This is a genomic window from Prevotella sp. lc2012 (assembly GCF_900107065.1).
Lineage (GTDB): Bacteria > Bacteroidota > Bacteroidia > Bacteroidales > Bacteroidaceae > Prevotella.
This window is the reverse complement of sequence record NZ_FNUF01000001.1, coordinates 81,281-104,237: the sequence shown is the minus strand read 5'-3', so window position 1 is coordinate 104,237 and position 22,957 is coordinate 81,281. Positions and strand designations below refer to the sequence as shown.

The following is a 22,957-nucleotide window of genomic DNA, read 5'->3' as shown; positions in this document are numbered from 1 at the left end:
TACCAGGAAATAAAGAAGGTAACATTATATTTATAACGAAACGAAATTGGATACTTTGTGTAATATTGAGTACACGATTCATAATAATACGAACAAATGTCAAGTAATAGTACTGTCAGAGGATATATAGTATGAGAATTGGTAATAATATTTTGGAAATAACCCATGAATATTCCCAATTATTTGCTATATTTGCCGTTGGTTATCAACTATAAATCGCATGGGATTACAAAAGAGCGGCACGACGGACAAGTTCACGTTCTACTACCAGAACAAGGACCATCTGGGCACGGTGCGTGAGACGGTGACCTCGTCGGGCGCGATGAAGCAGCGTGTGAACTACTACCCTTTCGGCGGCCAGCTCGTGGATACCCTGAAGGCGATGGTCTTGAGCCCCAATTTCCAGCAGTACAAGTACAACGGCAAGGAGTTCGACAACATGTATGGCCTGAACACCTACGACTACGGTGCCCGCCAGCACGACCCGATATTGGCAAGATGGGATAGGATCGATCCACATTGCGAGAAGTACTATGGCATTAGTCCGTATGCGTATTGTGGAGATGCCCCCGTGAACAAAATCGATCCGGATGGGATGGATGAATATTATTCACCAGATGGCAGATTCCTGTATAAGGATGATAAAAAAACAGAATATGTTTTTGTCGGTGAGAATCAGCTGATGCTCAATGGAAAACCAATTACGGCAACAGAGTTTCAAAATAAAGCGAGTACTATATATGCTGAGAGTTCCATAGGTTATGGTATTGCAGATCCTAAAGAGATGTGTTCCATTGCCAGTGTTCATTTACGTAATAACAAGGCGTTTGGACAAGGAGCATCTTTAGCCAAAGCATTTAGATCCACATCATTGAGTAAGCAAACAAAAAGTATGCAAATGGCTAACGCAGCTTTGATAAATGCTTTACAAGGAGGGACCGATTATAGCAACGGTGCAACTCAGTGGGATGGCGCGGAGCAGGCAATGGTTCCATTACAATATATGGACAAACCATCTAATGGACGTTTTATGTTTAAAATGAACACGATGGGATGGTCTATGTCTGATGAGGATTACTCATCATGGAAAACTGCCGTTGAGAATAAATTTGGGATAGGCAAATTTACAGTTCCGCAAGAGAAGAGCGCAACATCTAATTATGGAGGAATGAAGAATAAAGGTAGAATACGGCTTCAATCAACTGCGCAATATGGTTTAACAATTTTTTGGAAGGAAACAAAATGAAAAATGTGTGGATTATTTTTTTCTTTTTCTTCGTAAACATTTCCTGCTCGGGTAGTAACTGTTATCGGGTTTTATATAATGGAAGTCTTATAGAGGAAAGGAATTATGAAAATGGAGAATTAAAAAGTATTGTTGCTTATAATCTAAGTGACACAAAAGATTCTATCATGTATGATGGCGGAATAAAGTGTTTTCACTTTTTGGGGAATGAGTATGTGGATGAAGATCCATTCGCGTTTCAAAAGTATTACAATTCTTACTTTGATAAATCATTGAGTCAGAACCTTATATATAGCACGGTAGAATCGCATGTATTATTAGAAGATGTCTTATGGTCATTGGCATCGATTGACTGTGAGATGGCATTAGACAGTGTCCGATTGTCTCAAAACAGAATCATTACAGAAGAGGCTTCAGAATATAGTATAGAGTATAAAAAACTGGATGCACAATGCCAATTGTATGGCTTGTTTCAAACATATAATACAGAGAAACTTGAATCTGTTAAGGCAATTATCAAAGACGGCTGTCTAATTAAATTGTTGTTTGTTGGTGAGAAAACCAATAAGACGGTTGTTTTCGAATATCTGAATGATTGTCTTTATAAGGTAAAAATTTGTTACTATGGTCGTGGCGTAGAAGATTGTTTATTTTCTGAGGAATATTGTTATATCAGAAAAGAGACAAAACAGACATCGTTCATCAGGAAACAAGCAGAATGAGCATGTCTTTGAATATTGAGATAGGCGAGCAGGTGGATATACGATGGATACCCTCTGCAAATTGACTTCGCTGACGATATAGATAAAGATTGTTTACCTGTAATAGAGGTGACCCCGAAGTGTCCTGATTGTAGGCGCTTCGGGGTCACTTGTTTTACCAGAGATGCTGTCGGACAAAATATTTTGGAAATAACTCATGAATATTCCCAATTATTTACTATATTTGCCGTTGGTTATCAACTATAAATCGCATGGGATTACAAAAGAGCGGCACGACGGACAAGTTCACGTTCTACTACCAGAACAGGGACCATCTGGGCACGGTCCGTGAGACGGTGACCTCGACGGGCGCGATGAAGCAGCGCGTGAACTACTACCCCTTCGGCGGCCAGCTCGTGGACACGCTGAAGGCGATGATATGGAACCGCGACTTCCAGCAGTATAAGTACAACGGCAAGGAGTTCGACGGCACGTTCGGCCTGAACACCTACGATTACGGCGCCCGCCAACACTACCCCGTCCTCGCAAGATGGGATCGTATTGACCCCCTCTGCGAGAAATACTACGGCGTTAGTCCGTATGCGTATTGTGCCAATAATCCGGTGAGGTTTGTGGATCCTAGTGGAAGAGATGTACATCCTGCTGATAGTGTGGCATATATTACAATACTCAATACGCTTCATCCTGCTGATAGGCAGTACGTAATATTGGATAAAAATGGAAATCTTGATTATGATATAATGAAGGCTCATGATAGTGATAGTGAAAACTATATATGCTTGATGGATTTAACAGGTTCTGATTTAGTCTTCAATGTTAATATACAAGAGAAATATACAGACTATATGAATGAACAAGGAGCATCCGGAGATAATGGAAAATTATCGTATTGTGAACCAGACGATTCTTTTGTTGATAATGAATTCTCTTCCCCATCAGGACTAACTACTGGAGAAAGTGGGAAATATGGGACGACGCTCTTACCTGGAAATGGAAGTAGTGGTGTGAATTCTGTAGATAATGCTGCTCATGTATTTATTCATCCTTCATTGAGTGAGATAGGAAAAGCAGAAGCTCTAAGCCATGAACTATATGGACATGGATACTTATATCATAAATATAGAAACAGGACTGTTGCGGGGCATCAATATATAGGAAGCACTGATACAAATATATTATTAAGACAGCATATTTTTAGGGCTAGAAAAGAAACTGTTTCATATTTTAAAAAATAAGAAGATGAAAAAAAACTTGTGTGTGACATTCCTGATTATTATTAATCAGATATCAGCATTCGCATATGAATTGAAGACGGACACGGTAGCCATTGAGAAAGACGAAAGGCAGATAAACCAGGTAATAGTTTCTATCATTAATAGCGAAAGTGAAAATCTTTGGATCTGGTTTGATGAACCCAATAATGATAGGGATGATGCATATGAAATAAAAAGGCACCTCATGAAGCGGGAGGCCGATTTCTCTTTATTCGATATTGCCACAGATGCGAACATGGAAGGATGTTTGTGGTGTATGCCGATGTCTATGAGGCTATTTGTTAAATGTATTGAACCTGGTAATTCTTTTAAGGTTGTAATATACAAAGAATCAAGAGTTGGTGAAGGAGGATACATCTCTTCTATAGACTTCAATAGGCATATTCGAATATATAAGAATGAGGATGTCGTTAGGTTTTGTCCTGGTATAGATTCAAAGTTGGGAATCAAAAGGATATCATACCCTTATGATGTCATCATATTGAATGAGCATATGATATACTTTTAAACAGAATCCCCTAATAAGCCTTCTGCATGCAGAAGATATTGCATGAAACAGTTACTTATTCTATTGACGTGTTGTTTGTTAGTGAGTTCTTGTGTTTACAAGAATATGTATCACTTCGAAGGAGATGATTTACAATGGATCAGCGCGTATCCAATAGGTGATACTATCAGATTGGAAACATCTAGTGGAGTTGACTTGTTGTGCATGAATAAAAAAGAAATCTATGACAAGAAGAACCCTTTCCTTGAGAATGAAGGGCAGGAAATGTTTGGAGATTATAATGCTATTGCATATTATGAAGGCTTTTTTATCCACAATTCGACAAAACATACAATATGGATTTCTATCACAAAGAATTCGCATAATGGAATATATGCTAGTTTCCATATAGGAGAGAGATATTGCTTTGGTATTGAGAATGATTATAGGAATTTGAATGAACAAGGATCATCCATTAAAGATACCGTGATCATAGATGATTCGAATTCCAAATATGGTGATAAAGGGCCTACAACTGATGATTTTGAATATTTCAAATGGAGCAAGAAAGAAGGTCTGATAGAATATCGACTAAGTGATGATACAGTATACCCTAAACCATAATTTATTTGATTCTTTTCGGCTGAAAGAGATGATACTTGATTACCTGAAAGATCATCCGGAGCAATTGAAGTATCAAAAGACCAAGAAGATTGTCAAGGACTCTGTTCAATAGTTCCTCTGACTAGAATCATTCCCACACCACCTCATAAATTCCTTGGTGGTGTGGGATTGTTCTTTCGTAGATAAAAGTTGGAAGGTAAAGGAACCACAAATAGGGAAACAATTGTCATGAAAAAGTGCCTAAAAAAGTGTTCGCCTGAAGTTGCGAACTAGAAAAAATAAGGGGGACTTTTATGCCTTTTTGGGCCTGTTCGGAGTGGAGATAGGGACTACTTTGGGTAGGGGTGGCTTCTTACAGTCAAGGAGATAATCCCTATACCCTATAAGGGATTATCTCTTTCGCTCGTAGAGCCTATCTGAATGACTCATAGGGCCTATCTCTTTGAACGAAAGATACCACCCCGTTCGCACATAGACTTAACTTGCTTTTTATCAGGCAGATATAAAAAGCATTCAAAACTTGCGTGTATGGGGCTCACTCCAACGTTCCTGACCTTCATGCGAGTTATGAGAGGGCGTTTGTAAAGATATATCGTGATAGTCCCTTCTTGCGTCCCGTCGGTAGCAAGCGAGCAGAGCTCGAGCGCGACAGGCTCAGGGGCCGCGGGGGGATGCTTCGCTTGGCCCTTCGACAGGCTCAGGGGCCGCCTTAATTCATTATTCTTAATTAAGCAGCATAATAAATACTAAAATTGTCAGAAATTTAAGATTCTTGTGTTAAACGCAAAGAGCCGTTAAGTATCGGAAAGGAAGTGTTAAAATGGGACAAATATTTGCGACATTCTGTCAGTTTACGATATTTTGCGCCTATATTTGCACCTTGAAAACTCGAAAGAGTTAAGTCAGCATCCATAAGCTGCAGAAGTAGAATCTAAAGTTATAATAAAATGAATGAAAATATGAAGAAAATTGTGAATGTAGCAACACCCGCTATGTGCGCTGTTGCTTTGGTACTTTCTGTAGCAGCATTCAACAAGACCAATGCAGCTACTGCCTCTGCTCCCAACCCAGTCATTAGCTCCGCTCCTGCCGGTCAGCCTGTCGATCTGACATATGCTGCAGAAAAAGCGCTGCCGTCAGTCGTTTACATCAAGTCGATCCAGAACTCGAAAGTGCAGACCGTCGAATACAGCGATCCCTTCGAGGAGTTCTTCTCTGACCCCTTTGGCGGGTTCTTCGGACGTGGACAGGGACAAGGAAACAACGGAAGACGCCAGCGTCAGGTACAGACACCTAAGCGCGCTGCTGCCGGCTCGGGTGTCATCATCTCTGCCGACGGTTTTATCGTGACCAACAACCATGTGGTCGACGGTGCCGACGAGCTGACCGTCAGTCTGAACGATAACAAGGAATATTCCGCACGCATCATCGGTGCCGACAAGACCACCGACCTGGCACTGATCAAGATAGACGCCAAGAACCTGCCCGCCATCGTGATTGCCAATAGCGACGATGTTCGTGTAGGTGAATGGGTGCTGGCCGTGGGTAACCCTCTGGGCCTGAACAACACCGTTACTGCTGGCATCGTAAGTGCTAAGGCCCGTTCTATGGGCTCAGGTGTCAGTTCGATGATTCAGACCGACGCAGCCATCAACCAGGGTAACTCTGGTGGTGCACTGGTGAACACCCGTGGCGAACTCATCGGCATCAACGCCATGCTGGCTTCGCCCACTGGTTCGAACATCGGCTACGGCTTTGCTATCCCCACCACCATCGTCAGCAAGGCCATTGAGGACTTTAAGAAGTACGGCACCTATCAGCGCGCCATGATCGGTATTCAGGGTGGTAGTCTGAAGGATTATATAGATGCCATGAAGGATCAGGATAAGGACGTGAAAGACTACGGCACGATGGAAGGTGTACGAATCGATAAAGTCGTGGAGGATGGTGCAGCAGCAGATGCAGACCTCAAACCTGAAGACGTTATTACAGAAGTCGATGGTAAGAAGGTGGCCACGATGGGTGAGCTGCAGGGTATCCTCGCTCAAAAGCGCCCAGGCGACAAGATTACCGTGAAGTATATCCGCGACAAGAAAACCAAGACCGTGACGCTGACGTTGAAGAACGAGCAGGGCAATACCAAGGTGGTAAAGAATGCCGACCTTGACGTGCTCGGTGGCACATTCCATCCTATCACCGACGCTCAGAAAGAGCAGTTGAATATCGGCTACGGCCTGGAGGTCATCAAGGTCAACGGTGGTAAACTGAAAGACGCCGGTGTTCCGAAGGGCTTCATCATCCAGAAGGTCAACGACCAGAGCATCAAGACAATAGCCGACCTTCAGGAAGCTGTCAGGGAGGCCTCTACCAGCAAGGAGCCGGTGCTTTACATCCAGGGAATCTATACCACTGGAAAGAAAGGCTACTTTGCAGTTCCTCTAGAAAACGATTAAGCTAAAATAGAAGAAAAAAAGTCACGAACATCAAAATTCGTGACTTTTTTTTGGTTGTCTCGGAAAAAACACATACTTTTGCAGAACAGCTAAAAACGAAACCACGATGAGACAACTAAAAATTACTAAATCTATTACCAACCGAGAGAGTGCCTCTTTAGAGAAATATCTACAGGAAATCGGTAAGGAGGAGATGATCTCGGCTGAGGAGGAAGTTGAACTCGCACAGCGCATCAAGAAAGGAGATCAGAAGGCGCTGGAGCGGTTGACAAGAGCCAACCTAAGGTTCGTGGTCTCTGTGGCCAAGCAATACCAGAACCAAGGGCTCAGTCTGCCCGACCTCATCAATGAGGGCAACCTCGGTCTGCTGAAGGCCGCCGAGCGATTTGACGAGACACGTGGTTTCAAGTTTATCTCCTATGCCGTATGGTGGATCCGCCAGAGCATCCTGCAGGCCATCTCGGAACAGAGCCGTATCGTCCGTCTCCCCCTGAACCAGGTGGGCTCGGTCAATAAGATCAACCGAGAGATCAACCGGTTCGAGCAGCTCAACGAGCGCCGGCCATCACTCGAGGAGATAGCCGAGAAGGTGGACCTGCCGGAAGATAAGATCGACGAGGCCATGAATATCAACGGCCACCATATCTCCATGGATGCACCATTCGTTGACGGTGAAGACAACAGTCTACTCGACGTGATGCCCAACAACGACGCTCCTATGGCCGACATCACGCTGGTAGAGGAGTCGCTGAGATCGGAGATACAGAACGCGCTGAACGTGCTCAACGAACGGGAGCGTAACGTGATCGAGGCCTCATACGGTATCAACCGTCAGGAACTGACACTCGAGGAGATCGGCACGAAATTCGGACTCACCAGAGAGCGTGTCCGTCAGATCAAGGAGAAAGCCATCCGCAAGCTCAGGAACTGCACCAAGAACAAGATTTTAAAAACGTATTTAGGATAATGAGATTTTTCAAACACATCACACTGGCTGTAGCACTCCTGACAGCCTCTACCCTGCCGCTCTCTGCTAAGAGCACACAGGCATCCAAAGCATATATGTTCGGCTTTTCTGCCTCATTCAACGACTCCATCGTCTATTTCACCGATATCCAAGAGGTAGACAGCGTATGGACCAACGGCAGAAGCCATTTCCTGGCTGGCCGTAACCAATACTCCTATCAGCTTCGCGAGTATTTCACCACGAAGCTCGGCATGGCCCGTCGCACCTGTGTCGTAGTCAGTTCTCTGAAGCGCAAGGATGTCGAGAAGAAATATGCGAAAATGAAGAAGCAATATATAGAGAAGAAAGCCGGAAAGTTCGATGTGCGCTTCCTCTCTGCCGAAGACTTCCGTTTTGAGGCTGTCGACATGAGCGACTCCGAACAGGTGAGCCAGCAGTCTGTCAAGGCTAAGAAACAGAAAGAGAAAAAGGCCAAGGATAAGAAGTCGAAAGCCAAGGCAGCCCCTGACAAGAAAAAGTAATCCAAACGATCAGATAACAAAAGAAGTCCCCTACAGACGATTCTGCAGGGGACTTTCTTTATCTATTAGCATAGACGTTACCGAGGGTTGTTCTCCTCGAATATCTTCATACGCTCTTCAAGCATCTCATACTGATGGTCCTCGATGAACGAGGTACACACACGCAAGCCTTCCTGTTCTGAGCCACAGGTGATGAGACAGATGGCCGACACACCATAGTACATCAGTTCGTGAGCCAGCTCCCCACTCGTCATACCGGGATAACCGATCGTGAAATAGAAACCATCGGCAATGGGTTCGTCGAGGTCCTTGTCGTAGACCACATAGAAGCGATGGCGACAGAAGATCTCCTTCAGCTTCTTGGCACGCTCACCATAGACACTGATCTCCTTGCGGAAGTCGTACTTACCCTCATAGGCTGCCGTCAGCATGGCTGCCATGGCATACTGCGCACTGTGACTCGTACCAGAGCTCAGCGCATAGAGCATACGGGTAGAGAACACCGGACCGAACGGCAGTCCCTGATAACGCTCTGACAGATCGTCGAAATGACGATGGAACAGCTTATCAGAGATACAGGTCACACCGATACGCTCTCCGGCATAGCTAAACGCCTTCGAACCGCTGATGAGTAACATATAGTTGTCCGTATAACGGGCCACCGTTGCCTGATAAGGCGGCTGGAACGGTGTAGAGAGGTCCTTGCGGAAGTCCATGGCAAAATAGGCCAGATCCTCCATCACCACAGCATCATAGCGTGTGGCCAGCTCACCTATCACCTTCAGCTCCTCCTCACGCAGACAGATCCACGAGGGGTTGTTAGGATTGGAATAGACGATGGCACAGATATTTCCCTTTGAGAGATAGCTCTCCAACTTAGCGCCAAGCTTATCACCACGGTAGTCGTACACGTCGAAGGTCTCATACTTCACTCCCATGACCTGCAGCTGCATCTTCTGCACAGGGAAGCCTGGGTCGATGAACAGCACCGTGTCTTTCTTCCTGTCACACTGCGAACAGGTGAGGAAACTGGCAAAGGTGCCCTGCATCGAACCACTGACAGGCACACAACCTTCCGGTTTGATGTCCACACCAATGAATGCCTTGACAAACTGCGAGGCAGCCTCCTTCAGTACCGGTGCGCCCTGGATATCAGGATATGAGTGGGCAATACCGCCCTCAAGGGCTTTGATCTGGGCTTCCACGCCCACCTGTGCAGCAGGCAGTCCGGGAATACCCATCTCCATCTTGATAAACTCAACGCCAGAGGCTTTCTCAGCCTTCGCTGCTACCTGCTTCACCTCACGGATGGTTGCCTTGGCAAAGTCCTTGATGCCCAACTCAGCCACCAGTCCGTCGACAATCTCCTTTTTAATCGGAGTATTCATAACTCTTATTTCTTAATTCTTAACTCTTACCTTTTAACTTTTAACTCTTACCTACTTCTGCGCCTCGCGGCCGATGGCGAGCGCCTTGATGTTCGCCTCGACGATGGCCTCACCCTTACGTCCGAAGACACGACGGATGGCATCCTCGAGCTTATCGTACTCGATACCCAGCGCCTTCTGAGCGGCACCGAGCAGAATCACATTGGCCGAACGGGGCACGCCATTATCCTTTGCTGCCTGTTCAATATCCAGCACGATCACGTTCTTGATACCAGTTAGGTCTTTCTTTATCGTCTCGATATCAGGATAGTTGGGAATATTCACAAAAGGAGCGCTCGAGGTGATGATCCAACCGTCTTTGGCCAAGAACGGCAGATAGCGCAGCGCCTCCATGGGTTCCATAGAGATGATGACGTCAGCCCCTCCGAGCGGAATCAGATCGCTGTTAATAGGACTGCTCGATATGCGCAGGTTCGACTGCACATCACCGCCGCGCTGCGACATGCCATGTACCTCGGCCTGCTTGATATAGAGGTTCTCCTTCATGGCAGCCTCACCGATAATGGTGGCGATAGAGAGGATACCCTGTCCTCCTACACCGCAAAGAATTATATCTGTTTTCATTCTTTTACCTTTTTACTTGTTTACCTTTTATTTTTTCTCGGCTGCTCTCTTCTGCTTCAGGTGACGCTGCAAGGTCTGCATGCACTCACGACGCGGGATGATCACACTCACACCGTGGTAGTTGATCTCCTCGCGGATAGCGGCCGTAATCTCAGGCATGTTCTTGGGGATGGGGTTCACCACCTTCAGGTGATCCTCCGAGAGACCGAGACCCTTGCAGATAGCCTCAAACTTATTGGTACCAGCAGAATCCTGACCGCCCGTCATGGCAGTGGTCAGGTTGTCACTGATGATCACAGTAATATCAGCATTCTCGTTGATAGCATCCAACAGGCCCGTCATGCCACTGTGGGTGAAGGTCGAGTCACCGATGATGGCGACGGCAGGCCACTGACCGGCATCCGAGGCACCCTTGGCCATCGTGATCGAGGCACCCATGTCCACACACGAGTGGATAGCCTTGTAGGGCGGCAGGAAACCGAGTGTATAACAACCGATATCACCGAACACTCGGGCATTGGGATACTCCCTCAGTACCTCGTTCAGTGCCGTATAGACATCACGGTGTCCGCATCCCTGACAGAGTGCGGGCGGGCGCGGTGTCACATCCTCACAGGGAGCATAGCTCTCACTGCTCTCGATGCCCAGCGCCTTCTTCAGGAAGTCGGGGTTCAACTCACCCGTGCGCGGCAGCTCACCCGTCAGACGACCCTTGATGACGGCATTACCCGGCATCACACCACGTACCTGATCCTCAATGAACGGCTGACCCTCCTCGGCAATCAGCACAAACTCACAATCGTCGGTCATGCGACGGATCAGTTTCTTCGGAATCGGATACTGCGAGATCTTCAGTACAGGGAAAGGACATCCGTCAGGATAGCACTCCATCAGGTAGTTATAGGCGATGCCACTGGCGATCACACCCATCTTATGATCGGGACCGTCGATATACTTGTTGTATTTGCTGTCCACGGCCATCTGCTCGAGCAAGGGCTGCTGACCGGTTACCACGATATTACGCTTACGGGCAAAGGCAGGCAGCAACACCCAGTTGGAAGCCTGAGCATCGTAGTTGAGGGCATTCTGCTCACGGGGACTATCCTTCACCTCTACGACAGCACGACTATGTGCCATACGGGTGGTGACACGCATCAGGATAGGCAGATGCAGTTGCTCAGAGAGATCGAAAGCCTCGCCCATCATGTCGTAGGCCTCCTGCTGCGAGCTCGGTTCCAAGGTAGGGATCATAGCGAACTTAGCGTAGAAACGACTGTCCTGCTCATCCTGTGAGGAGTGCATGGAAGGGTCATCGGCCACCAACACGATCAGACCACCGTTCGTACCCGTCATTGCGGAGTTCACAAACGGGTCTGCACAGACGTTCAGTCCCACATGTTTCATACACACCAGCGCACGCTTGCCCATATACGACATACCGAGTGCTGCCTCCATGGCCGTCTTCTCGTTCGTTGACCAGCGGCGATGGATGTTTCTCTCTTTAGCAATGGGCGACTCCTGGATATACTCCGTGATCTCCGTTGACGGCGTTCCCGGGTAGGCATATACGCCACTCAGGCCTGCGTCGATGGCACCCTGAGCTATCGCCTCGTCTCCCAACAAAAGTCTTTTCATATCTGTTTTCGGTTTTTGAATAAATTTTCGCAAAGGTACGACATTTCAATCGAATAAACAAAAAAATGCAACCTTATTTGTATAAGGCTGCATTTATATTCAGGTTATTTTCAGCTAGAACGTATATCCCACTGTCAGCAGTAGCTGGTGACGCTTGTTGCTCACCTTCGAGTCGAACACACGCTGCCCGGCATAGTTGCTGGTAGGATCAGCAGGATACTCCTGGAACGGATGGAAATCACCGTTGGTGGCACTGTACTGATAAGCCAGATCCACATTCCAGGCATTCAGTCGATATCCCATACCGAGGGTCAGCCGATGTGTATCCTTCCAGTTGGTATAGTCGGTCGTCGAGGCATAAGCCACACCCGGAGAATTGATCTTCGTGTCGCGCACACCGTCCTTCTCATAGCCAGCCGTCACATAGTTGTAACCAATGCGCAGGGCTACCGTCGGATCCGGTTTGATCTCCATACCGACCTTGAAGGTCGACACGCCCTTCAATGAGCGCTCCGTGTTCACCTTCATGATCTCGTCGGTATACGAATCCTCTTCACCGTAGTAATCATAGTTGCCCGAATTGATACGGTTCTGACTGGCGCTATAGTCTGTGTACTCATAACCGGCACCGATAGCCACCTGACCGCCGATGACATGACCCATACTCAGACCGAACTTCCACGGGGTGTTAAAGTGGAAATCGTAGCTCTCACCACTGCGACCATTATCCCACTGACCGAATCTTGAGTTATTCAACATATACGTCTCGTTGCTCGTCGTCAGGTCGTACCAGGTCGGGGTGGCCACGGAGAGACCCAGACGGAAGGGCGACTCCTCGACAGGACGGAAGATGATACCCGCCTTCAGGTCGATACCTGTACCCTTGATGTCACGCTGGTCGCCATAGACTACCGAACCGCATTCTTCGTTACCGGCACCGGCAACAAGTGTCTCACCATACTCGCTATAACCCTTGTAGCGTACATCGTGGAAACCGATGGTGAAGCCCCAGTAGAAACGATCGTTGACGTTACCGCTCAGGTTCACGTCATAGTCGTTGATCCAACCACGGTGCGCACGATCGAAGGTATAACCATTAGCATCGTTATAATAGATCTTATGATCATCTGGATCGAGCATCAGCACGTTCGCATTCAGGTAGTCGGCCTGTGTGAAAGTCTGCGCACGGTAGTCGCTCGTCTGACTCTCATAGCCGATGAGGTCATTGTCGGTATTGAAGTCGAGATAGTAACCGCCCTGATTCACATAACCGATCTGGTCCTTATGATAGCTCAGTCCGTTCTGCGAACAGTTCACCAGACGGTTGGCTGCCGAGAGTATCTGATCGAAGTTCTTACTCTTATGGTAGTTGAAGCCCACGTTCACGAACGAGGTGCGACTGATACGTGTAGAGTACACGAAGCCCAACTGATCGAAGCTCATGTTCGTCTTGTTCAGGCCATCGAACTTCTGAGCGTCCTGCTGCGACACGAGACCGAGGCTCGCGCTCACCGTCGAATGACGGAACAATCCGATACCGGCGGGGTTAGTACCCATGGTCGAGATGTCTGCGCCCAGCGCGTCCATCGCACCACCCATTCCCACGTAGCGTGCCGTACCGTTCAGGTCACTGCCCAGCAGGCGGGCGCTCTCATATGTATCCTGTGCAGCGGCCGGGACAGTCATCGCCAGCACAAACGCTGCCATAAAAATCTTCTTCATATCTCTATAAACTAAAACTTTCAACTTCCAGAAAACTATCTTCTTCCGCCGCTGCGACCGCCTCCGCCGCCACCGCTACGACTACTACCGCCGCCACCGCCGCTGAAGCTACCGCTACTCGACGAGGAGCTACGTGTGCCGCTGAAGCTGCTGTTGCTACTACGGCTACTGCTGCTGTTGTTATTGTTACTATTGCCGCGATAACCGCTGAAGTTACCACTACGACTCCGTTTGTTGTTACCACTGCTATAGTTACGACCGTCGCCTTGTCTATCGGCACGCTGGCGAATGCTGTTCATCCGGCTGCTGTTGTTCTCCACCGACCAGCGACCGTCCTTATAGTAGGCACGATGTGTAGCACCGTCGTTCCTAATCGTTCCCATGCCGATATGAGTGGAAGCATAGTTCCGTCCTACACCGATATAGCTGTGAGCCCAACCGTTCCAGTAGTAGGGATAACCCCAACCGTAGCCATAGAACCAAGGATCGTACCAGCCACCGTACCAACCACCGTACCAACCGTAATTGCCATAGTACCAGGGATCATACAGACCGTACCAGCTACGATAATACCAAGGCGAATACCATGGATCGTACCAGCCACCATACCAACCGAAACGGCTATAGTACCAAGGTGAGTGCCAGCCCCAGTCGTAGCGCCCGGCAGCATATCCGGCCCAGAAAGCGGCATTGTCAGACAACTCATAATCGTCGAAGCGGGTCATCTTCTTCGTCAACTGGAAATCCTCCAGTGAGTCAGGATAGACACCTTGCTCGGCGGTGAGATCGATCACATCACTCTTCAAAGAGTCACCGATGACCTCATAACTGCTCTCCCTGCGGTTATAGTCATCCACACTACGGTCGCTCCCGGAATAATAGGTATCCTTCGGCATCCCATAGTTGTCCGTCACCTTCTCTACTGTCTTCTTCTTGGGAACATAGTAGAGATCATCTACCTGAGCCAGTGCCGGCAGCGACATGGCTCCGATAAGCATTGAGATCAGTAACAGCTTTTTCATTTCCTTATCTATTTATTAAAATTGTTTCGATCGGCACCATCGGCGCCTTTTCATTTCTTCACGTTGCAAAAATACAACAATATTTAGTGCAAATTTAGGGAAAAACCCTAAGTTCTGGTAGGATTTTCCCTATTTTTTGTAATTTTGCCGCAAAAATTAACATCCTTATGAAGTATTACGAAGTAGAATTCACCATAACGCCCTACTCCACGGATGCCTGCGACCTCGTGGCAGCCATGGCCGGAGAGGCAGGTTTCGAGACGTTCGAGGAGACGGAGACGGGTCTGAAAGGCTACGTACAACAAGCACTCTTCGACGAGACCGTCCTGAAGTCGGCACTCATCGACTTCCCCTTCGAGGGAGTGACCATCGACTATGAGATCCGTGAGGCTGAGGATCGCGACTGGAACGAGCAGTGGGAACAGGAGGGCTTTGAGCCCATCAACCTCTCCCTGCCCCCCTCCCGAGGTGAGGGGATGCTGACCATCCATGACGGTCGTCATATGCCAGAGATACCAAGCAAGATCGCCATCGAGATCGACGCGAAGCTCGCCTTCGGCACCGGTACCCACGAGACCACCCGTATGATCTGTGCCACCCTACTCGACATGGATCTGACGGAGAGACAGGTGCTCGACTGCGGCACTGGCACTGGCATTCTGTCCATCTGTGCCCTGAAACTTGGTGCCCGTCGGGCGGTGGGCTACGACATCGACGAATGGTCGGTCGACAATGCCCGTCACAACGCGGTCATCAACCGCTGCGACGACCGTTTCACGTCCCTGCTGGGTGACGCTACCATCCTCGACACCATCGAGGGGACCTTCGGTCTTGTCGTCGCCAATATCAATCGTAACATCCTACTGGCCGACCTGCCGGCCTTCCGTCGGAAGATGACCGATGATGCCGTCCTGATCCTCAGCGGTTTCTATACCAGCGACGCCCCCATGCTGATAGAGGCAGCAGAGCGACTCGGTCTTCGTCTGGAGAAACAAAAAGAAGACCACGACTGGTGTTGTCTGGTCTTCTCTTGTGCCTGACCTGTCTTTTACAGGTCGCTATAGTTCTGTACGCTGAAGGTCGTCGTGCGCATGTCACCTGTCTCGTAGCCACGCTTCAGCCAGCGCTTACGCTGATCGCTCGTGCCATGGGTAAACGACTCTGGTGTGGCCCTACCCTGTGCCTTTTTCTGTAGCCAGTCGTCACCGATGGCCTTGGCCAGCTCCAGGCCCTTCTCCAGGTCGCCATACTCCATCGAGTGGTTCATGGCATCCTCATAGTGGGCCCACACGCCGGCATAGTAGTCGGCCAACAGCTCCAGGCGCACGCTGATCTGATTGGCTCTCACCTTATCGGTCTGACTCATGGCCTGATGCGCCTTATTCAGGATTCCCGTCAGATACTCCACGTGATGACCGATCTCATGGGCGATCACATAGGCATAAGCGAAGGTGTTACCCTCCACGCCCAACTGACGTTTCATCTCTGTAAAGAACGAGAGGTCGACATACAACTTCTGGTCGCCAGAGCAGTAGAACGGTCCTACAGCAGCCGAGGCCGAGCCACAGGCGGAATTCACCTGATTAGAGAAGAGCACCAGTGTAGGATACTGATACTCGCCCCACCCGTTGTCTGCGAACACCTTCGTCCACACGTCCTCCGTCGAGGCCATGATCTTCTTACAGTCCTCGGCCAACGCCTGTTCCTCTTCGGTGAAGCTCTCCTCACCAACAGTCTCCGTGGGTGCCTGCATCTGCTGCTGGAAAGCCTGCAGACCGGCCGAGACGGGATCGCCTCCACTGATCCATGCGAACAAAGCCGCAATAATCACCGCACCGATACCGCCGATACCAGCAACCTTACCACCGCTCAATCCGCGACGATCTTCGACGTTTGAGCTTGATCTTCTTCCGTCTAATCTCATAATCTTAAGTTTTAAGTTATTGTATTCTTAATTCCGTTTCTCAACTATCTCACCGTCATATGGAAGCATCCCTGTTTCACCTCATACTTGATATAACAGCGGTTCTGCTCACGCATATCACGGAGCACCTCGGCAAGCACCCATTTCAAAGTATCGTTACGCACCAGCCGACGTGCCGGTCCGGCAGGGTCTTCCACTGTCTTATAACGGTTATAACAGATATCAAAGGTGGTGCCATAGAGATGACAGCTGTTTTCCGTGGCATTACCATTACGACGGCGCAGCTTCACCACATCATCCTGTGAGCGCAGCACACTGGTGACGATCAACCGATGCAGGGGGATACCCTTGACATAAAGACTGTCAAAGAAAGCCGACCCGATATCCTGCAGGAGCACGGCAGCCCGTGGCACCAGATAGGGAATGCTCGAATAGAGCGGATCCACATGATAATAAGGATTGGAACCAACATATACCAGCTCACGCTTACGTGTCTCCGCATCCTCACGGTTCTTCACCGGAGTCACGCCCCATCGTTGCGCAGCCGCCAGTTGCACGGCATTGGTGTCGGGGAAGGCATCACAATAGCTGGGTACAGAGGTTATCTTATGGGCTGATGAGCGACCGTCGACCACAGGCCATACCGACAGGGTATCAGGCGTGCATACCGTCTCGGCTTGCTCGCACGCCGCGGCCTGACTGGCGACCAACTGAGGGAATCCCCGGCGCACACAGGCCAGGACAAGCACCACAGCGATAAAGCCCATCAGATAGTTTTTCTTTGTTAGTTTCATCCGATCTTCCTGTTTTCGATGCAAAGATACAAATATTTTTCGTAACATCGTACCAAAGTTACTTTTTTTCCTTCAATCCCATCTCTTCATTTTCTTTCTGTCACCAGAAAGAAAACCGAAGCAAAAAGAAAGAGTGCGAAAACGTCCTGAGCTCGGAGGTCGGTTGTCCGATTTTAGTAGCCACTCAATGCGCTCGAGCTCTGCTCGCTTGGCTTGTCCAAGAACTCGCTCCGCTCAGACAGCATTTCGTATTTCGTTCCTTGGCTCGCTCCTCGAGCCAAGACTCAATATGGCTCCGAAAATAGGACACCCTCTAAAGACCTCCTCGTGCGGAGTGTTTTCGATATTTGCTGAGCCATCAGCTGTGCGCCAGCCGATAAAAAATCACGCCAGACCTTTCTTAAGACTCGCTTCGCTCATATAAGCGACCAGAGGTCGAGCGGATGGTCTGAGCGTACCTTAATGTAAGAGCGACAGGAGGAGCGGTTAAGTCCCTTGCCAATGATTGGCGAGGGGTTTGGGGAGTGGTTCGAAGCCCCTTCTTAAGGACAAGAAGGGGTTGGGGTTGTTGGTGAACCTGCAGGGTGAAACCCTGCAAAACCTTTTGGTTCTTTTCTTCGCGCCGAAGAAAAAGAACGTCTCTGCAGGGTGCAACCCTGCATTATAGCCGCCCCTTACCAAGGGGCTCTAAGGGCTCGGTTTCTTTCTCGTAACTAAAAGAAAATGAAGGAATGCAAAAGAAAACAAACTTTTATTTTGCATTTCTCTCGTTTTTTCGTAATTTTGCACCCAAATTATAAATTTGTCAACTTGATAGAGAAGCATATTGTATTAGAAGACATAGATCCCGTCATCTTCTTCGGGGTTGCCAACGCACATCTGCAGATGTTGCGCTCTCTATTTCCGAAGCTCCGTATCATGGCGCGTGACAACGTGATCCGTGTGCTCGGCGACGAGGAACAGATGGCAGCATTTGAGGAGAGCATCGAGAAACTGCGCTTCCATGTGCTCCAGTTCAACTCTTTGAAAGACGAGGATATCCTGGATATCGTGAAGGGCAAGCGCCCGGGCGAGCATATCCCCGAGGGGGTGGTATGTTACTCGATGTCGGGGCGCCCTATCAAGGCACGCACAGAGAACCAGCAGCGACTGATCGAAGCCTATAGTCAGAACGACATGGTGTTCGCCGTCGGTCCAGCCGGAACAGGTAAGACCTACCTCTCCATCGCCCTGGCCGTGAAGGCCCTGAAGGAGAAAACGGCCAAGAAGATTATCCTGAGTCGTCCTGCCGTCGAGGCCGGTGAGAAGCTGGGATTCCTACCGGGCGACATGAAGGATAAGATCGACCCCTACCTGCAACCACTCTACGACGCTCTGGAGGACATGCTGCCACAGGTGAAGCTGCAGGACATGATGGAGAAGCACATCATACAGATCGCACCATTGGCTTTTATGCGTGGTCGTACGCTCAGCGACGCCGTGGTGATCCTCGACGAGGCTCAGAACACGACACCGGCCCAGATCCGTATGTTCCTCACCCGTATGGGTTGGAACACGAAGATGATCATCACAGGCGACATGACACAGATAGACCTGCCCCACTCGCAGAAGAGCGGGCTCATCGAGGCACTGCATATATTAAATAATGTAGAGGGCATTGGAGTGGTGAACCTCGACCGCCGGGACATCGTCCGCCATAAACTTGTGACGAAGATCGTCAACGCCTACGAGGAGTACGACAAGGAAAGGAACAACAACAATGAAACGCAGAGGTACAAGGAAGCAGAAGAATAACAGCACTGTGACTTTGTACCTCTGTGCAAATAAAGAATAAAGATGAAAGCATTAACCAGAACAGACTTCAATTTTGAAGGACAGAAGAGCGTTTATCACGGAAAGGTTCGTGATGTGTACAACATTAACGACGACCTGATGGTCATGGTGGCCACCGATCGTATCTCGGCATTCGATGTCGTACTGCCGAAGGGCATCCCTTTCAAGGGTCAGGTGCTCAACCAGATTGCTGCCAAGTTCCTTGACGCCACGACCGACATCTGTCCCAACTGGAAGCTCGCCACGCCCGATCCGATGGTGACCATCGGTCTGAAGTGTGAGGGTTTCCGTGTGGAGATGATCATCCGTTCGATCCTCACCGGCTCAGCCTGGCGTGAGTACAAGAACGGCTGCCGTGAACTCTGCGGCGTGAAGCTGCCCGACGGCATGAAGGAGAACGAGCGGTTCCCCGAGCCTATCATCACCCCGACAACCAAAGCCGACGAGGGGCACGACATGAACATCTCCAAGGAGGAGATCATCGCCCAGGGTATCGTCTCAGCCGAGGACTATGCCGTGATGGAAGACTACACCCGTAAGATCTTCAAGCGCGGTCAGGAGATTGCCGCCAAGCGCGGTCTGATCCTCGTCGACACGAAGTATGAGTTCGGTAAGCGCAACGGCAAGGTGTACCTCATCGACGAGATCCACACCCCCGACTCCAGCCGTTATTTCTATGCCGAAGGCTATGAGGAGAAACTGGCTAAGGGTGAGCCCCAGCGTCAGCTCTCGAAGGAGTTCGTACGTCAGTGGCTCATCGAGCACGACTTCATGAACGAGCCCGGACAGGTGATGCCCGAGATTACGGACGAGTATGCTGAGAGCGTGTCTGAGCGATACATCGAGCTCTACGAGCATATCGTCGGCGAGCGTTTCGAGCGCGAGACAAGCGATGAGGATATCGCTACCCGCATCGAGAACAATGTCAGCAGCTGGTTGAAAGCTTTCAAGAGCAAATAAGAAGCAAAGAGAGCCATGGGATACCGACAGGAGAAGATCAAGCCATATGGCGATGGTGAGAAGGCCGCACAGGTGGAGCAGATGTTCGACAACATCGCCCCCACCTATGACAAGCTGAACCACCGTCTCTCCTGGGATATCGACAAGCGTTGGCGCCGTAAGGCCATCCGGCAGCTCGCTCCCTTCGCACCCAAGACGATGCTCGACATCGCCACTGGCACGGGCGACTTCGCCATCCTCGCAGCCCGCATGCTCCAGCCCGACAGGATTGTCGGTGCCGACATCAGTGAGGGCATGATGGAGATCGGTCGTCAAAAGGTAAAGGCCGCAGGACTCGACCAGACCGTCGTCTTCGAGAAAGAAGACTGCACCCGGCTATCCTACCCCGACGCGTCGTTTGACGCCGTGACCGCAGCCTTCGGCATACGCAACTTCGCCGACCTCGACCAGGGGCTCCGTGAGATGGGGCGTGTCCTCCGTGAGGGCGGTCACCTGAGCATCGTCGAGCTGACAAGTCCGGTGTCGTTCCCCATGAAGCAGCTGTTCCACATCTACGCCCACACGATACTGCCGGTCTACGGACGCCTCGTCAGTAGGGATCAGAGCGCCTACAGCTACCTGACACGTACCATCGAGGCCTTCCCACAGGGAGAGCAGATGGTAGAGATACTCCGAGGAGCGGGCTTCCGAGAAGCCTCGTTCCGACGACTCACCTTCGGTATCTGCACCATGTATTTCGCAACAAAATAGATAAGGACTATGGACAAGTACGGTTTAATCGGATATCCTTTGGGACACTCCTTCTCCATCAGCTACTTCAACCAGAAGTTTACCGATGAGGGCATCGATGCCCGTTACGAGAACTTCGAGATCCCGAATATCGACAATCTCCCCGAGATCCTGGACAAGAATCCGAACCTGCGAGGGCTGAACGTGACAATCCCCTACAAGGAGAAGGTCATCCCCTTCCTCGACAGCATCAGTCCTGAGGCGAGGGCCATTGGTGCTGTCAACGTGATCCGTGTCACCCACGAGGGGAACAAGACCCTGCTCAAGGGCTACAACTCCGATGTCATCGGCTTTACCCAGAGCATCGAGCCCATGATCGACAAGAAATGGCACAAGAAGGCTCTCATCCTGGGCACAGGCGGAGCCTCTAAGGCCATCAACTTCGGTCTGCGGTCGCTCGACATCGAGCCGGTCTTCGTCAGCCGCTATGAGCGCCCCGACACCATCCAGTACGAGAACATCACCCCCGAGGTGATTAGAGACTATAATGTCATCGTCAACTGTACCCCTGTCGGCATGTATCCCCATACTGAGGAGTGCCCGTTGCTGCCCTACGAGGCCATGGACAAGCACACCATCCTCTACGACCTCATCTACAACCCCGACATGACTCTGTTCATGCGCCGTGGTGCCGAGCATGGTGCCGAGGTGAAGAACGGTCTTGAGATGCTCCTGTTGCAGGCCTTCGCCTCGTGGGAATTCTGGAATGGAAAAGAAAAATAGTTGATAGACTTATGAGTGATAATCGATATATGATGCGCGGTGTGAGTGCCGCCAAAGAAGACGTTCACAACGCCATCAAAAACATTGACAAGGGAATCTTCCCGCAAGCTTTCTGCAAGATCATTCCCGACATCCTGGGCGGCGACCCTGAGTACTGTAACATCATGCATGCCGATGGTGCCGGCACCAAGTCGGCACTGGCCTACATGTACTGGAAGGAGACGGGCGACCTCTCCGTCTGGAAGGGCATCGCACAAGATGCCATCGTGATGAACACCGACGACCTGCTCTGTGTGGGTGCCGTCGATAACATCCTCGTATCCTCCACTATCGGGCGTAATAAGATGCTCATCCCCGGCGAGGTTATCTCTGCCATCATCAATGGCACCGACGAACTCCTGGCCGAGTTGCGTGAGATGGGTATCGGCATCTACCCCACTGGTGGTGAGACAGCCGACGTGGGCGACCTCGTGCGCACCATCATCGTCGACTCCACCGTCACCTGCCGCATGAAGCGCAGCGATGTTATCGACAATGCGAACATCCGTCCGGGCGACGTCATTGTCGGTCTGTCATCTACAGGACAGGCCACCTATGAGAAGCGCTACAACGGCGGTATGGGCTCCAACGGCCTCACCTCTGCGCGTCACGATGTGTTCGCCAAATACCTGGCCGAGAACTACCCCGAGAGCTACGACCACGCCGTACCCGACGAGCTCGTATATAGCGGTAAGTACAAACTCACCGACGCTGTCGAGGGATCGCCCGTGGATGCCGGACAGCTCGTCCTCTCGCCCACCCGCACCTATGCCCCTGTCATCAAGAAGCTGCTCGACGAGTTGCGCCCTCAGATTCACGGCATGGTCCACTGCACCGGTGGTGCCCAGACCAAAGTGCTACATTTCGTCAGTGACAACTGCCGTGTCGTCAAGGACAACATGTTCCCCGTGCCGCCTCTGTTCCGTGCCATCCACGAGTGTTCAGGCACCGACTGGCGCGAGATGTACCAGGTGTTCAACATGGGTCATCGCATGGAGATCTACGTACCCGCCGAGGTTGCCGAGAAGGTCATCGCCATCTCACAGTCGTTCAATATCGACGCCCAGATTGTGGGTCATATCGAGGAAGGCAAGAAGAGCCTCACCATCCAGAGCGAGTTCGGCACATTTGAGTATTAAACGCCAACCATAAACACCAGAGATCCCTGAGAGCACCGTCTCTCAGGGATCTTTTCGTTATATAGAGAATT

21 protein-coding genes are annotated in these 22,957 nt (G+C 50.0%); 14 read left to right on the top strand and 7 right to left on the bottom strand.

Annotated elements, in window-relative coordinates; genetic code table 11:
• Positions 1-220: 220 nt before the first annotated feature.
• The 8 genes from BLU99_RS00445 (at position 221) to BLU99_RS00410 (ending at position 8,294) form a co-directional block, all read left to right on the top strand.
• Positions 221-1,246 (top strand): RHS repeat domain-containing protein, encoded by a 1,026-nt coding sequence (locus BLU99_RS00445; RefSeq protein ID WP_091899226.1) that lies wholly within the window; start codon positions 221-223, stop codon positions 1,244-1,246.
• Positions 1,243-1,968, top strand: a complete 726-nt coding sequence (locus BLU99_RS00440; RefSeq protein ID WP_091899225.1) for a hypothetical protein — start codon at positions 1,243-1,245, stop codon at positions 1,966-1,968. Before BLU99_RS00445 ends, BLU99_RS00440 begins: the two co-directional genes overlap by 4 nt.
• A 251-nt stretch (positions 1,969-2,219) precedes the next feature.
• A complete protein-coding gene (locus BLU99_RS00435; protein ID WP_091899224.1) occupies positions 2,220-3,203 on the top strand; it encodes an RHS repeat domain-containing protein in 984 nt (327 codons plus the stop codon).
• 22 nt (positions 3,204-3,225) lie between these two features.
• A complete protein-coding gene (locus BLU99_RS00430; RefSeq protein ID WP_144006063.1) occupies positions 3,226-3,750 on the top strand; it encodes a hypothetical protein in 525 nt (174 codons plus the stop codon).
• Between the two features lie 105 nt (positions 3,751-3,855).
• The gene (locus BLU99_RS00425; RefSeq protein WP_091899222.1) at positions 3,856-4,353 is read left to right on the top strand and encodes a hypothetical protein; all 498 of its coding nucleotides are present in this window, start codon (positions 3,856-3,858) and stop codon (positions 4,351-4,353) included.
• 959 nt (positions 4,354-5,312) lie between these two features.
• Positions 5,313-6,806, top strand: a complete 1,494-nt coding sequence (locus BLU99_RS00420; protein WP_091899895.1) for a trypsin-like peptidase domain-containing protein — start codon at positions 5,313-5,315, stop codon at positions 6,804-6,806.
• 106 nt (positions 6,807-6,912) lie between these two features.
• Entirely contained in the window at positions 6,913-7,773 is an 861-nt protein-coding gene (locus tag BLU99_RS00415) for a sigma-70 family RNA polymerase sigma factor (protein WP_091899221.1), read from the top strand.
• Positions 7,773-8,294 (top strand): hypothetical protein, encoded by a 522-nt coding sequence (locus tag BLU99_RS00410; protein ID WP_091899220.1) that lies wholly within the window; start codon positions 7,773-7,775, stop codon positions 8,292-8,294. Before BLU99_RS00415 ends, BLU99_RS00410 begins: the two co-directional genes overlap by 1 nt.
• A 77-nt stretch (positions 8,295-8,371) precedes the next feature.
• Here BLU99_RS00410 and BLU99_RS00405 read toward each other — a convergent pair whose 3' ends face one another.
• From BLU99_RS00405 to BLU99_RS00385, 5 genes are all read right to left on the bottom strand, one after another.
• Positions 8,372-9,682: an aminotransferase class I/II-fold pyridoxal phosphate-dependent enzyme gene (locus tag BLU99_RS00405; protein WP_091899219.1), complete on the bottom strand. Its 1,311-nt coding sequence runs from the start codon at positions 9,680-9,682 to the stop codon at positions 8,372-8,374.
• Positions 9,683-9,733: 51 nt separating this feature from the next.
• Complete coding sequence (locus tag BLU99_RS00400) at positions 9,734-10,306, bottom strand: indolepyruvate oxidoreductase subunit beta (RefSeq protein ID WP_091899218.1); 573 nt, start codon at positions 10,304-10,306, stop codon at positions 9,734-9,736.
• A 27-nt stretch (positions 10,307-10,333) separates the two neighbouring features.
• A complete protein-coding gene (locus tag BLU99_RS00395) occupies positions 10,334-11,941 on the bottom strand; it encodes a thiamine pyrophosphate-dependent enzyme (RefSeq protein ID WP_091899217.1) in 1,608 nt (535 codons plus the stop codon).
• Between the two features lie 114 nt (positions 11,942-12,055).
• Positions 12,056-13,663, bottom strand: coding sequence for an OmpP1/FadL family transporter (locus tag BLU99_RS00390; protein ID WP_091899216.1), 1,608 nt, complete (start codon positions 13,661-13,663; stop codon positions 12,056-12,058).
• A 35-nt stretch (positions 13,664-13,698) separates the two neighbouring features.
• On the bottom strand, positions 13,699-14,685 hold the full coding sequence (locus BLU99_RS00385) for a hypothetical protein (RefSeq protein ID WP_091899215.1): 987 nt from the start codon (positions 14,683-14,685) through the stop codon (positions 13,699-13,701).
• Between the two features lie 167 nt (positions 14,686-14,852).
• Between BLU99_RS00385 and prmA the strand changes: the two genes are divergently transcribed.
• Positions 14,853-15,725 (top strand): 50S ribosomal protein L11 methyltransferase, encoded by an 873-nt coding sequence (gene prmA / locus BLU99_RS00380; protein ID WP_091899214.1) that lies wholly within the window; start codon positions 14,853-14,855, stop codon positions 15,723-15,725.
• An 8-nt stretch (positions 15,726-15,733) separates the two neighbouring features.
• Here prmA and BLU99_RS00375 read toward each other — a convergent pair whose 3' ends face one another.
• Together BLU99_RS00375 and BLU99_RS00370 are read right to left on the bottom strand one after the other, a co-directional pair.
• Positions 15,734-16,609 carry a KPN_02809 family neutral zinc metallopeptidase gene (locus tag BLU99_RS00375; protein WP_091899213.1) on the bottom strand — a complete coding sequence of 292 codons (876 nt, stop codon included), beginning with the start codon at positions 16,607-16,609 and terminating at the stop codon, positions 15,734-15,736.
• A gap of 44 nt (positions 16,610-16,653) precedes the next feature.
• The gene (locus tag BLU99_RS00370; RefSeq protein ID WP_091899212.1) at positions 16,654-17,403 is read right to left on the bottom strand and encodes a DUF5715 family protein; all 750 of its coding nucleotides are present in this window, start codon (positions 17,401-17,403) and stop codon (positions 16,654-16,656) included.
• Between the two features lie 810 nt (positions 17,404-18,213).
• Between BLU99_RS00370 and BLU99_RS00365 the strand changes: the two genes are divergently transcribed.
• Genes BLU99_RS00365 through BLU99_RS00345 form a run of 5 tightly spaced genes read left to right on the top strand, consistent with a single transcriptional unit; the run spans position 18,214 to position 22,886 of the window.
• A complete protein-coding gene (locus BLU99_RS00365) occupies positions 18,214-19,197 on the top strand; it encodes a PhoH family protein (RefSeq protein WP_091899211.1) in 984 nt (327 codons plus the stop codon).
• Positions 19,198-19,239: 42 nt separating this feature from the next.
• The gene (locus BLU99_RS00360) at positions 19,240-20,196 is read left to right on the top strand and encodes a phosphoribosylaminoimidazolesuccinocarboxamide synthase (RefSeq protein ID WP_091899210.1); all 957 of its coding nucleotides are present in this window, start codon (positions 19,240-19,242) and stop codon (positions 20,194-20,196) included.
• A gap of 15 nt (positions 20,197-20,211) precedes the next feature.
• The gene (gene ubiE / locus BLU99_RS00355; RefSeq protein ID WP_091899209.1) at positions 20,212-20,946 is read left to right on the top strand and encodes a bifunctional demethylmenaquinone methyltransferase/2-methoxy-6-polyprenyl-1,4-benzoquinol methylase UbiE; all 735 of its coding nucleotides are present in this window, start codon (positions 20,212-20,214) and stop codon (positions 20,944-20,946) included.
• A gap of 9 nt (positions 20,947-20,955) precedes the next feature.
• The gene (locus tag BLU99_RS00350; protein ID WP_091899208.1) at positions 20,956-21,708 is read left to right on the top strand and encodes a shikimate dehydrogenase family protein; all 753 of its coding nucleotides are present in this window, start codon (positions 20,956-20,958) and stop codon (positions 21,706-21,708) included.
• A gap of 29 nt (positions 21,709-21,737) precedes the next feature.
• Positions 21,738-22,886: an AIR synthase-related protein gene (locus BLU99_RS00345; protein WP_091899894.1), complete on the top strand. Its 1,149-nt coding sequence runs from the start codon at positions 21,738-21,740 to the stop codon at positions 22,884-22,886.
• Positions 22,887-22,957 lie beyond the last annotated feature (71 nt).

Bases quoted from the DNA above. Each gene is read 5' to 3' on its own strand.
- BLU99_RS00445 (WP_091899226.1), top strand. From the start codon at position 221: ATGGGATTACAAAAGAGCGGCACGACGGACAAGTTCACGTTCTACTAC.
- BLU99_RS00440 (WP_091899225.1), top strand. From the start codon at position 1,243: ATGAAAAATGTGTGGATTATTTTTTTCTTTTTCTTCGTAAACATTTCC.
- BLU99_RS00435 (WP_091899224.1), top strand. From the start codon at position 2,220: ATGGGATTACAAAAGAGCGGCACGACGGACAAGTTCACGTTCTACTAC.
- BLU99_RS00425 (WP_091899222.1), top strand. From the start codon at position 3,856: ATGTATCACTTCGAAGGAGATGATTTACAATGGATCAGCGCGTATCCA.
- BLU99_RS00420 (WP_091899895.1), top strand. From the start codon at position 5,313: ATGAAGAAAATTGTGAATGTAGCAACACCCGCTATGTGCGCTGTTGCT.
- BLU99_RS00415 (WP_091899221.1), top strand. From the start codon at position 6,913: ATGAGACAACTAAAAATTACTAAATCTATTACCAACCGAGAGAGTGCC.
- BLU99_RS00410 (WP_091899220.1), top strand. From the start codon at position 7,773: ATGAGATTTTTCAAACACATCACACTGGCTGTAGCACTCCTGACAGCC.
- BLU99_RS00405 (WP_091899219.1), bottom strand. From the start codon at position 9,682: ATGAATACTCCGATTAAAAAGGAGATTGTCGACGGACTGGTGGCTGAG.
- BLU99_RS00400 (WP_091899218.1), bottom strand. From the start codon at position 10,306: ATGAAAACAGATATAATTCTTTGCGGTGTAGGAGGACAGGGTATCCTC.
- BLU99_RS00395 (WP_091899217.1), bottom strand. From the start codon at position 11,941: ATGAAAAGACTTTTGTTGGGAGACGAGGCGATAGCTCAGGGTGCCATC.
- BLU99_RS00390 (WP_091899216.1), bottom strand. From the start codon at position 13,663: ATGAAGAAGATTTTTATGGCAGCGTTTGTGCTGGCGATGACTGTCCCG.
- BLU99_RS00385 (WP_091899215.1), bottom strand. From the start codon at position 14,685: ATGAAAAAGCTGTTACTGATCTCAATGCTTATCGGAGCCATGTCGCTG.
- prmA (WP_091899214.1), top strand. From the start codon at position 14,853: ATGAAGTATTACGAAGTAGAATTCACCATAACGCCCTACTCCACGGAT.
- BLU99_RS00375 (WP_091899213.1), bottom strand. From the start codon at position 16,609: ATGAGATTAGACGGAAGAAGATCAAGCTCAAACGTCGAAGATCGTCGC.
- BLU99_RS00370 (WP_091899212.1), bottom strand. From the start codon at position 17,403: ATGAAACTAACAAAGAAAAACTATCTGATGGGCTTTATCGCTGTGGTG.
- BLU99_RS00360 (WP_091899210.1), top strand. From the start codon at position 19,240: ATGAAAGCATTAACCAGAACAGACTTCAATTTTGAAGGACAGAAGAGC.
- ubiE (WP_091899209.1), top strand. From the start codon at position 20,212: ATGGGATACCGACAGGAGAAGATCAAGCCATATGGCGATGGTGAGAAG.
- BLU99_RS00350 (WP_091899208.1), top strand. From the start codon at position 20,956: ATGGACAAGTACGGTTTAATCGGATATCCTTTGGGACACTCCTTCTCC.
- BLU99_RS00345 (WP_091899894.1), top strand. From the start codon at position 21,738: ATGATGCGCGGTGTGAGTGCCGCCAAAGAAGACGTTCACAACGCCATC.